The organism is Mesorhizobium sp. CNPSo 4689, assembly GCF_057784325.1.
Genome location: NZ_JBWLUZ010000069.1, coordinates 1 through 11,008, shown reverse-complemented (window position 1 = coordinate 11,008; position 11,008 = coordinate 1). Strand labels below are relative to the sequence as shown.

8 protein-coding genes and 1 pseudogene are annotated in these 11,008 nt (G+C 59.6%); 2 read left to right on the top strand and 7 right to left on the bottom strand.

Features of this window, described 5'->3' with window-relative positions; translation table 11 throughout:
- From AC04SI_RS32590 to AC04SI_RS32570, 5 genes and pseudogenes are all read right to left on the bottom strand, one after another.
- Positions 1–320: TCP-1/cpn60 chaperonin family protein (locus AC04SI_RS32590; RefSeq protein WP_488475670.1), on the bottom strand; the 320-nt coding region annotated here is incomplete at its 3' end.
- Positions 321–370: 50 nt separating this feature from the next.
- Positions 371–685 carry a co-chaperone GroES gene (gene groES, locus AC04SI_RS32585; RefSeq protein ID WP_258589076.1) on the bottom strand — a complete coding sequence of 105 codons (315 nt, stop codon included), beginning with the start codon at positions 683–685 and terminating at the stop codon, positions 371–373.
- Between the two features lie 593 nt (positions 686–1,278).
- On the bottom strand, positions 1,279–1,686 hold the full coding sequence (locus AC04SI_RS32580) for a hypothetical protein (RefSeq protein ID WP_404285006.1): 408 nt from the start codon (positions 1,684–1,686) through the stop codon (positions 1,279–1,281).
- 21 nt (positions 1,687–1,707) lie between these two features.
- A pseudogene (locus AC04SI_RS32575) lies at positions 1,708–2,206 on the bottom strand (protein-L-isoaspartate O-methyltransferase family protein).
- Between the two features lie 546 nt (positions 2,207–2,752).
- Positions 2,753–3,550, bottom strand: a complete 798-nt coding sequence (locus AC04SI_RS32570; RefSeq protein ID WP_404285005.1) for a phosphodiesterase — start codon at positions 3,548–3,550, stop codon at positions 2,753–2,755.
- 684 nt (positions 3,551–4,234) lie between these two features.
- Here AC04SI_RS32570 and AC04SI_RS32565 point away from each other — a divergent pair.
- Positions 4,235–4,477, top strand: coding sequence for a hypothetical protein (locus AC04SI_RS32565; RefSeq protein WP_404285004.1), 243 nt, complete (start codon positions 4,235–4,237; stop codon positions 4,475–4,477).
- Position 4,478: 1 nt separating this feature from the next.
- Here AC04SI_RS32565 and AC04SI_RS32560 read toward each other — a convergent pair whose 3' ends face one another.
- Entirely contained in the window at positions 4,479–8,813 is a 4,335-nt protein-coding gene (locus AC04SI_RS32560; RefSeq protein WP_488475669.1) for a beta strand repeat-containing protein, read from the bottom strand.
- Between the two features lie 567 nt (positions 8,814–9,380).
- Here AC04SI_RS32560 and AC04SI_RS32555 point away from each other — a divergent pair.
- Positions 9,381–10,568, top strand: coding sequence for a helix-turn-helix transcriptional regulator (locus AC04SI_RS32555; protein ID WP_404284275.1), 1,188 nt, complete (start codon positions 9,381–9,383; stop codon positions 10,566–10,568).
- A 74-nt stretch (positions 10,569–10,642) separates the two neighbouring features.
- Here AC04SI_RS32555 and AC04SI_RS32550 read toward each other — a convergent pair whose 3' ends face one another.
- Positions 10,643–10,990, bottom strand: coding sequence for a hypothetical protein (locus AC04SI_RS32550; protein WP_404284273.1), 348 nt, complete (start codon positions 10,988–10,990; stop codon positions 10,643–10,645).
- Between the last annotated feature and the right edge of the window lie 18 nt (positions 10,991–11,008).

Genomic DNA, 11,008 nt, shown 5'->3' with positions numbered 1-11,008 from the left:
ACCAGCTTGGCGCCTTCGCGCAGGATCGAAGCGGCCAGCACCGTGGCGGTGGTGGTGCCGTCACCGGCAAGGTCGTTGGTCTTCGAGGCCACTTCGCGCACCATTTGCGCGCCCATGTTCTCGAACTTGTCGGAAAGCTCGATTTCCTTAGCGACGGCGACCCCGTCCTTGGTGATGCGCGGCGCGCCATAGGCGCGGTCAATGATGACATTGCGGCCTTTGGGGCCGAGCGTCACCTTCACGGCATTGTTGAGGAGCTCGACGCCGCGCAGCATCCGGTCGCGGGCATCGGTAGCGAATTTGATTTCCTTGGTAGACATGATTTTACGTCCAGTTCAGTCTAGAAATTAGGAGAGCGCAAATCGCCCGGTCAGGCGGCTTTCTTGGCCGCTTTGGTCTTCTCGACGATGCCCATAATGTCGCTCTCCTTCATGATCAGGAGATCCTCGCCGTCGATCTTGACCTCGGTGCCTGACCATTTGCCGAACAGGATGAGATCGCCGGCCTTGACGTCGAGCGGGATCAGCTTGCCGCTCTCATCACGTGAGCCTGGACCGACGGCGATCACTTCGCCCTCCTGAGGCTTTTCCTTGGCGGTGTCGGGAATGATGATTCCGCCCTTGGATTTGTTATCGCCTTCAGCGCGCCGAATGACGACGCGGTCGTGGAGTGGTCGGAATTTCATTGGGGTTCTTTCTGCCGCCGCACATAGAGCGACTGCAACACTTAGCATAGCCCCTTTGGCACTCGAATGATAGGAGTGCCAAATTTTCCAGGCTTGCCTGGCGACGCGTCGGCGCGTCGGCGCGTTCATTCACCTGCCGGCAATCGCCCTGCAGAGTTCGGCGCAACAGATGGTGCAACTCAGCCCAACAGACCTCGACGCCGCTCTCGAAAAGGACCTTGGATAATCATGACCGCACCATCCTTCATGCAACGCAGCCTTCCCGCGTGGGGAGCGCTTGCCTGCGTTGGCCCTTGTGGCTCCAGTGTACGACTTCCGGCACGACCTGGCGCCTGGCTACTCCGTAGGATCGCATTTTGTCCGTGTCGAAACCACTATCGAAGTTACCCGGCCCGATGGCGGAGTGTTGCGGATTGCGCACGATCCAAGGACCGGTCCTCCAACAAATTGAGCGGAAGCCATCTCAAAAACGGTCCAGGCTGTGCGTCGTCAGGATGGTAGCCGCACCAGCGAAACAGCCAATCAGGTGTCCCTTCTTTCGGCCTTTAGAGACTGAGCAGTCAGCTGCCGCCAAGCGAGAATGACGATCGCTCTCACTGCTGCGGCGCTGGTATCGGTGTGCCGCCAAACCAACCAGCCGCATACGCAATCACGACCAAGACCACGATCACGGCTACCACGCCGTACCAGAGGCGCCTGTCCTTGAGATCCATCGTTACCTCCTGCCCGCTACGTGTTGGCCACTGGGCGAATTCCTTGAGCCTTTGGCCGTCATTTCCCAGATGAGCGACCCATTTGCCCTCTGGTAGGCACACAGTAGGCTGGATAAGGGTCTTTGAGAAGCGCACATACGACCGCGCCGGCATGATCGCCAGCGGCTGCGACCGGCGGCTGCAGGCGTGCTCGACGAGTAGCGTTGCGGCATGGATGTCAAAAGATCGGCGATGCCATCCTGCGCCCGTGTGATCGATGCGGCGCGCGTTATCCTGATCTTCCAGCACGGCTCCGCGCAGCCGTACCCCTCATATGACCGTTTCTAGCCGGCTGAACCGAACCGGGATGAGTTCCCGAGCCTCGAGTTGCCCTGCCGCATCCTTGTCGATGACAGTCAGCAACTGTACTTTTTCAGATCCCACAGGCATGGAATTCCTCGATGATCTCGACGCTCCAAACTTGTCCGGAGAGTTCCGCGAGGATTGCGGTTTGGTAGCCCAGGCCAGTGCCGATCTCGAGCACTGCCTCGTGCGGTTGGGGAGCAAGGAGATCGGTCATGAGAGCGACGATGAAGGGCTGCGAGACGGTCTAATCGAAGCCGATCGGCAGCGGCATGTCCTCGTAGGCATAAAGCGCAAACGGGGCTGGCAGGAAGCGATGCCGCGGCACCCGCCGCATCGCTGCCATCACCCGCTCATCAAGCGTCGCCTTGCCGAGTTCTTCGCTTGCAAGGTCGGCATGGATTGCAATCACCTCGACCATGTGCCTGCGTAGAACCGCGAGGTGCTCTTCGTTCATCGGCTTCATGACGGTGGGGCGTTCCTCAACCAGTCTGTTGCCAGACAGCTTTATACCCTGTTCGTCTTGTCACAGTAACCATGTCGTCGAGATCGCGGCTTCGGTTGGGGCGGGGGTTGTACCGCCCTGCTATTTCGTCGCCGTCCTTGGTGCTCTCCCGTTCCTCGCACCGGGGGGTGGAACGGCGTGCGCATCAGAAGCTAGCCAGCCAGGCGACAACATCGATATAGCGGATCGCCAGCCAGTTGAGCACCAATAGGCCGAAGGCCAAACGACGCCGAACCTTGCGCTGTCGCTCACCGACTCCTTCCCGTGCTGATCGTGCGTGATCTGGTGATTGACGATGACCGAACATAGGCGAGCCAGCAGCGCTATTCGCGCTGCAGGCGAGGCGAGGGCGAACGCCGGCACAGCCGGCGCGGCGCTTCCGTTGCATTTACGCCGCCTCCGGACCGTCACTACGGCGCTGTTTTGATGCGCGTTCCGGCATCCGCTTTCGCCGAGGCCAGCAGTAGCGGCTCATTTCTCGAGCTTCCACGGACAACCGGAATAAAGCTAAAAATCGCGACTCGGTCCGTAGTCGCCGATTGGCGCGACATGCGAGACCAAGCCGGTCTCGGGCGACCAGGCGTGGAGCGCAAAGCCCGGAGGCTCGAGGATAAATCGGATGGGCTGGCCCGGGCGAAGATCAAGCGCCAGCTGATGCGCCACTCCGGGCACAACGAAGCCGACCGTGCCGGCCCAGCGACGGATGATGGGGCGATGGTGATGGCCGGCGACCACGCATTCAATTTCAGGATGGCTTTCGACAAGCCCCGCGAATGCGCTGTCGGTTCGGCACATCGTCGCGTCCATCCCGCTGACACCGGTAACGAAGGGTGGGTGATGCATGAAGACCAGCGTCGGGCGACCGTCGCCTTCAGCGAGACGATCGGCAAACCAAGCCGCTCGTGCGGCGCAGATAGCACCGCCGACTTTTCCCGGCACCACCGTATCGAGGCCGATGAGCCGAACTGGAAAATCCTCGACAACGTAATGCAGAAAATCCTCAGCTTGGCGCAAATAGGGATAGGCCGTGGCGAGGCCGTCGCGCATCGCCTCGCGCCGGTCGTGATTGCCCGGAATGACGAATACCGGCATTGCCAGGCGGGACAAGATATCAACCACGAGACCGTACTCGTCCAGGCCCCCGCTATCGGCAAGATCGCCCGTGACGAGGACGCAATCGGGAGCAGGGTCCAGGGCAGCGATCGTGGCAATGGCACGCCGCGTCATGGCATTGGTGTCGATGCCAGCATATACCATTTGGCCAACGGGATGGACATGGAAGTCGCTAATCTGCGCAACGAGCATGGAAAGAAGTCCAAGTGGAGGGATAAGGGGGGGCGCCGGCTGGCGCCCGTGCGGTGAATGGAGTGGTGCCGATCCGGATCGGTCTGCTCCGAAGCCGTGAGCTTTCGGAGCCCTGCTATCTCATCAGAGCCTGAGTTTCCTGGCAAGGCGTTCGGCCCATCCTCGGGGGGAGACCGGCAATTTTGCTGGGGTAAATTCCGCCCCTCGATCGAGGTAATCCATTCGATCGTCGCGTCCATGACGAAAACGACCGTGTTGGATCGAACCTTGCTGCCAATCCCTGTAGACACTACCCCAGCAAAATTACCGGTCTCACGATTTACATGTCCAAGGCAACAGCTCCGAGGCACGGCTTTCACCATTTGGCCACATCTGTAGCAGCCGAGGGCCACAACTAAGGGATACTCTTTGTTGCCATCAAGATGATCCTCCTTCGAGCAAACGGGAACGGAAAGATCATGCGCATGCTGACGACAATCGCCGTCCTTTTGGCACTCGGCGTGGCGTCGCCAGTTTACGCTCAATCCCCGGGCGCGCAACGCAGGAGCTGCATGATGCGCGAGCGGCTCGACGAATAGCTTGGGAACAGGAAAAGCTTGCCCGAGAAAAAGCTGAGGGAATGGTTGCGAATACACCGCCACCACCCGACTACTCGCCCTAGGTGGAGACCGGCGTGAAGCGCAAATGGCCGTGAAAAACACCATCACCCATGAGGCCGGGCTGCCCGACTTCAATGTAGTGCGCAAGGCCATGGCCAGTCGGCAGAATGACCTCTATTTTGTCGGCCTCGATTTGCTGGACCTCAATGGTCACGAACCGCGCGATACTGGTCTCACCTCAAAAAGGAGTGTGATCCCCCGGTTAGGATCTATATGGCTCATCTTCGCGCGTCAGTTCGTTCCTCGAGGGCATCCTGCGCTGAACTAATTCATAGTAGGAAATCCGTCGCGGTCAGGCCCAGACCTATCCCCGTTAACTCAACGACGAAATCAGCTCCGCCTTTCCCGTCCACATCTGCCTGAACGAACGTGTTGCCGCCGGCTTCATGCCACGTGACGCTGTTCGCGATCACGCTGGTGTCTTGGCCCGCGAAGGCAAACGCTTGGTCTCCCTTGAAAGCTGGCTTGTTCGATGTATTAGCGTCGATCGCTGAGAGGTCGATCAAGTCCGCCCCGTGCACGAAATCGGCAATACGGTCCGGTGCGGCGACCGAACTACCCGCGACGTTGTTAAATATGAACTGATCCTGGCCTGCCAAGCCTGTCAGAACGTTGGACCCCGAGTTTGCAGTTAGTCGGTCGTTGAACGCGGAGCCGGTGAGATTTTCGAAGAGCGATATCGTGTCCAGACCGGCGCCTACGGTATTCTGCGCGGACGACGCGGCCAAGCTGACCGTAACGCCACTGAACGCGTGCTCATAAGAGACGGTATCTGTGCCTCCCGCGCCGATGAGCACGTTGTCGCCCGGGTCACCTTCGAGAACATCGTTGAATGCAGAGCCGACCAGGTTCTCGATGCTGATCAGCGTATCGCCTTGTGCATCGCCTCCACCGCCGGTTCCTGCGGCGAGGTTGACGTTCAAGCCCGAGGCCGACGTCGCATACGACGCCGTGTCACTTCCCGTCTGGCCATTCAGAATATCGGCACCGGCCAATCCTACCAGGGTGTTGTTGGAGCTGTTGCCCGCAATTGAGTTGTCGAGGGCATTTCCAGTGCCATCGATCGGATTCGAGCCGGTTAATATCAGGTTCTCGAAATTTACTCTGAGGGTGTAGGAAATGCTCGATTGGACAGTGTCCGTTCCCTCATTGGCGTTCTCCGTTACGGAATCGCCCTTGTCGTCGACCATATAGGTGTCGTCGCCGGTGCTGCCGGTAAGGACATCCCTACCCGAACCGCCATCGAGGATGTCGTTTCCAGCAAGCCCAATGAGCGTATCGTTTCCGCCGAGGCCCGACAGGTTGTCGCCTTCTGGAGTGCCAGTCAACGTGTCGCCCTTGTTGGGATCTCCCGCTTGGGTGATGCCGCCGACGTCGGTGATGGTGACCGCGACGTTCTGGCCGGTGCTCAGCGTGCCGTCGGAGGCGGTGACGGTGATGTCGTAGACGTTGTTGGCGCCTTGATCGAGCCGGTTCTCGAAGTCGGGCGCGTTCTTGAAGGTGACCACGCCGGTCGAAGCATTGATGTCGAACAGGGCAAAGTCCGCCCCCGACAGGGTGTAGGTCAGTGCCCCGAGATTGTCGGCGTCGCTTGCATTGGCGTCGTAGACCGTGCCGGTGGCATTCTCGGCGAAGTTGGCCGTGGTGCCCGATGAGAACACTGGCGCGTTGTCGTTCTGGTTGGTCACCGTGATGGCGACCGCCTGGTCGGTGCTCAGTGTGCCGTCGGAGGCGGTGACGGTGATGTCATAGACGTTGTTGGCGCCTTGATCGAGCCGGTTCTCGAAGTCGGGCGCGGTCTTGAAGGTGACCACGCCGGTTGAGTCATCGATGTCGAACAGGCCAAAGTCCGCCCCCGACAGCGTGTAGGTCAGCGCCCCGAGATTGTCGGCGTCACTAGCATTGGCGTCGTAGACCGTGCCGGTGGCGTTTTCGGCGAAGCTGGCCGTGGTGCCCGATGAGAACACCGGCGCATTGTCGTTCTGGTTGGTCAGTGTCACGGTGATGAGCTGCTCGTCGAAATTGCCCTGGCTGTCTGTCGCGCGCACCTGAACATCATAGAAGTGATCGAAGGCGCCGCCGTTGAGGCTCGGGTTCTCGTAATCCTCGGGCTGGTTGAACGAGAGCACGCCGTTCTGGATCTGGAACAGGTTTTGATCGAAGCCGCCGACGATCGAGTAAGTGAGCGTGTCGTCAGCATCCGGATCGCTGGCCTCGACGGTGGTCACCGCGGTCGTGTTCTCGGCAATCGAGATCTGAGCCGTGTCGCCACCGCCATTCGAGGTGATGGCAGGCGCGGAATTGAGAAGCTCGCCAAGAGTCTTCTGGCCGTCCGCGAACTGGAACAGTTCGACATTGCTGACGGTATCTGTCCCTTCAGGAGAGCCGGCACGCAGATCGGCGATTGTCAGGCTCCCGTCCGGGTTCTGGTCGACTTGGTAATCCGCCCGGGTTCCCTCGTAGATCGCTGTATCGGAGTCCGCGCCTCCATCGAGAACATCATTGAGCGCGCCGCCCTTCAGTATGTCGTCCCCGCCCCCACCAGACAGGTTGTTGTCATGATTGCCTCCGTAGATCTCATCGGCGTACTGCGTGCCGATCACATTCGGGATTCTCGCTATGGAATCCGTGGGAGTTCTGTTCGCAGGGTCTGGATCGATGAAGCCGAACGTGTCGATCGCCGTGTCGGAGGGCAGTCCTCCCTGAACGCCACCGTCCCCCAGCAGGTTGACAACCACGCCGTGGGGGCCTCCTTCGGAACCGTAGTCGAGAGTGTCGGAGCCGGCTCCGCCGTCCATCGTGTCGTTTCCGGCTCCGCCGATGAAGGTGTCCGCGCCCCCGTTTCCAAGCAGCGTGTCGTCGCCACCTTCTCCAATCAGGAGATTGTCGCCGGCGTTGCCAAAGAGATAATCGGCGAAATCCGATCCGCGGGCGTCCTCTATGTTGATCAGAGTGTCGGTGTCGCCAAAGAGATCGATGGCGCTATGAGGTCCGGCCGTTCCAAGGAAAGACGTCTGCGTCGTTCCCGACAGGTTGACGAATGCGCCGTGGCTGGCCGTTCCATCATTGTCCCGCGAATAGTCGATCATGTCCTTGCCGTCGCCGCCGTCGACGACATCGCCGCCCGCGCCCATCTGGAACTGGCTGAAGGATTGGTCGCCGCCGTAGACGGTGTCAGCAAACTGGGTGCCGCGCACCTTGTTGATGTTGACCAGCGTATCGGTGTCGCCGAATCCGTCGGTCGCGCTGTTCGCCGCTTGGCCTCCTTGTGCTTGGTCCGAAAGGTTAACGGTGACACCGCTGCTGCCGCCGTGATGAATGTCCTGGTCGTAGTATGCCCAGGAATCACCGGACCCGCCGGTAAGAATGTCGTCGCCGCCAAGACCCTGGAAGCCCTCGTAGCCTTCGCCGTCTCCGACCAGCACGTCGGCGAATTCCGATCCGATGATGTCTTCGATGTTCTGCAACGTGTCGGTGTCGCCGTAGAGGTCGATCGCAGTGCCCGGTCCGGCTGTGCCGAGGAACGAGGTCTGCTCGGCGTCCGACAGATTGACGAAAACGCCGTGGCTGGCTGTTCCATCATTGTCCCGCGAATAGTCGATTGCGTCGCCGCCGTCGCCGCCGTCGACAAAATCGCTGCCTGCACCCATTTGGTACTGGCTGAAGGATTGGTCGCCGCCGTAGACCGTGTCGCCGAAACGGGTGCCGCGAACGTCTTCGATACTTGTCAACGTGTCGGTGTCGCCGAATCCGTCGATAGCGCTGCCTGTGCCCAGATCAACGGTTACCCCCTGGTTGCCACCGTACCGCGCATCCTGGCTGTAATCCGCCATGTCGCGGCCGCCGGCGCCATCGATCCAATCGTCGCCTGCAATGCCCCGGATTGTGTTGTTTGCGCCGTCGCCCGTAAGTGAATCGCCGCCGAGGCTTCCCCGGATCCGCTCGATCCCGACGAGCGTATCCGTGGATGTGCCATCGCCATAAAGCTCCAACGCCGTGCCGGTGGCCAGGTCCACTGTCACGGAGATCAGATTCTGGTCATTGGCATAGTGCACTTCGTCGCTGCCGTCGCGTCCGTCGACGATGTCGTTGCCGCGGAAGGAACGGATAATGTTGTTTTCGCCATCACCGAGAAGCGTGTCCGCGAGATCGGAGCCGGCGATGCCGGAAATGCTGGTCAGCGTGTCGGCGTCACCGAACGTGTCCGTTGCGGTACCTGCAGCCAGATCGACGGTAACCCCCAGCAGGCCACCCTCACCGGCGTACCAGACGTCGTCGAAATCGCCCTGGCCGTCAAAAGTGTCATTGCCTGCCCCGCCGTGGAACACGTCCGAACCATCGCCGCCGAGCATCGTGTCATCGTCGGTGCCGCCGTAAAGCTCGTCTTCGCCGGCGCCGCCCTCGATGGTGTCGCTGCCTTCGCCCCCAGTCAGCGTGTCGTTGCCACCAAGGCCAAGGATGGTGTCGTTGCCACCATCGCCGTTGATCTCGTCGTCGCCGATCTCGAGCGCCGGGTCCCCGCCCTGCGGGCCGCCAGAGATGAAATCTGCCTCCGCCGTGCCATTGATGACATCGTTGCCATTGGTTCCGAATTTGTCGGCCATTTCACCCTCCTCGGATACTTCAATCCAGTCGGAAATCGTTCATTGAAACCCTACGCTTGGAACGACAGAAGCGCGCTTTGCCCAGCGGGTAGGAGCGTTTCCGATTCTCGTCAGCCCGAGTGAAGGCGATCCGGAACCGCCTGAAGCCGGTGTACAGGGTGCTGACGCTTGAGATGCTCATCCCCGGGTACCCAGAACTGGCATTCGCCATCGTTGTCCGGCCAAATTGCCGTTTGAATCCGCATAATCCGGCGATCAGCTGTGCTACGAAACCCCCATTTGGGGGGAGTCGGCCCAGTTCATAGTTCTCAATGATTGCAGACGGGGTCTTGGAACTTCGCAACGACGTCTTCGGCTGGATGTGGATGCGTGGCAACCTTCAGCACTGCATCGAATCTTGTATTTAGACCAGTAGGGCAAAGTCTGCGGCTAAACGAACGGCGCACTTTCCTTCCCGCATTCCCCGAAAGGCTTATGCGCGACTGACAACGTGTGGCTATCCAACGTTACTCATATTAGAATAGGCTAATTAAAAGATTTGTCCCTAGTGGATGGGGAGGCGTGCCCATGGGACAGGATCGCCCAGCATTGAGGTCGGGGGAATGGATTGGCATCTACGATGAGAAACGTGTTGCCTCAATAAGCAACGCGGTTGCTGAAGCAATTGATGCCGCGGCGTTCGGGGTGGGTTCCTGGGACGAGGTGCCGCGCGTAATGGGGGAAGCATTTCCCGGATCGTTGTGCTCCCTCCTGAATCACAATGTTGCCGAAAACAAGTTAAATTTTCAGGCCGTCTACAACATAGACCCCGGATATCTGAAATCGTATGCAGATCACTATGCCCGGTTAAATCCGTGGATACCGTTGTGGCAGGCCGTCGAGAGCGGAACGGTTCTGGTCGCCGAAGAAGATTGCCCGGCCCGTTTGTTCGCTGATACCGAATTCTACAATGACTGGCTCCGTCCGCAGAAAGACATTGAGGCAGCAGTCGGCATAAAAATTGATGGCGGTCCACGGGAAGTCATTCATCTCCCCATGCACTATCCGCTTTCCAAGGCCGGCTCGTACGACCGAGCAGCAGCCGAAGTTCTCAAGCGGATACGAAGCAATCTGCGAAGGTCGGTCGACCTTGGACATTTGCTCAGGAAACGAACCGAGGATGCTATGGCGGGGGCCGCCTTGGTTGAACGAGCTTGCTGCGCGGCATTCGTCATAGACAGCGACAGACATCTCCGCGATGCGAACCAGCAGGCGGTTGACATGCTTTCCGCAGGTTCAGTGGCTGTACTCCGCCACGGCAGCGTGTGCCTTTCCAATGCCCGCGCAGACCACCTTTTCCGCAATGGAATTGTTGCGCTCTCCAAAGGATTGCCCATCAATTTGGACCAAATCCCTCTCTGTATCGAAGGCCGCTGGCAAGTTTCGTTCGCGCCGCTTCCCGCCATATCGGCAGCTGCAAGCGGCATTCTGTCCATCTTTCTCACCAGACCGATGGTTCTTGTCCTTATCCGCGATCTGGATGCTCGTCTCCGAGGCCCTGGGGACTTGTCGGCATTTGCCCTACAGTACGGGCTGACCCGCTCCGAAATCATGTTTTGCGAGCGGTTGGCCAAAGGGGATTCCCTGGCCGAGACAGCCGGCATACTCGGCATAAAACTTGAAACCGCCCGCGACAGGGTGAAATCGATATTCCACAAGACCGGTACGCATCGACAAGGCCAGCTTGTGGCGATGCTGGGCGTATTCTTCATGTGAGACTGAAAGTCAGGAAGTGGCCGAGAGCTGACAGACGGCTTTTGACATCAGAAAGCGGCAGCCGGAGTTTCAAGTCATTGTGGGTCGGTGAGGAAGGGCATGATATCCACGCCGTCTCCCGGGAAGACGGTGAAATGCGGGTGGCTCTCAAACAGGCGGGCGGCAGCCTCGATGGTATCGGCCTCGATGACAATGTAGCCGCAGAAAGGGTTCACGGCGTCGGCGATGCCGTCCTTTGTAACGCGCGTCGTTCTGCCGACCATACCGCCGCGATCAGGGAAGAATGCGGCGTTTCTCTCCTCCCAGTCCGCCCACTGCTGCAATCCGACGCTATCAATCGCATCTTGCTCGGGCTTGGGCAGGCTGCGAAAGCGGGCAAGGTCTTCGGGCTTCATCGTGTAGACGGCAAGAAAGCGGGGCATACAGCGAACTTCGGGCTG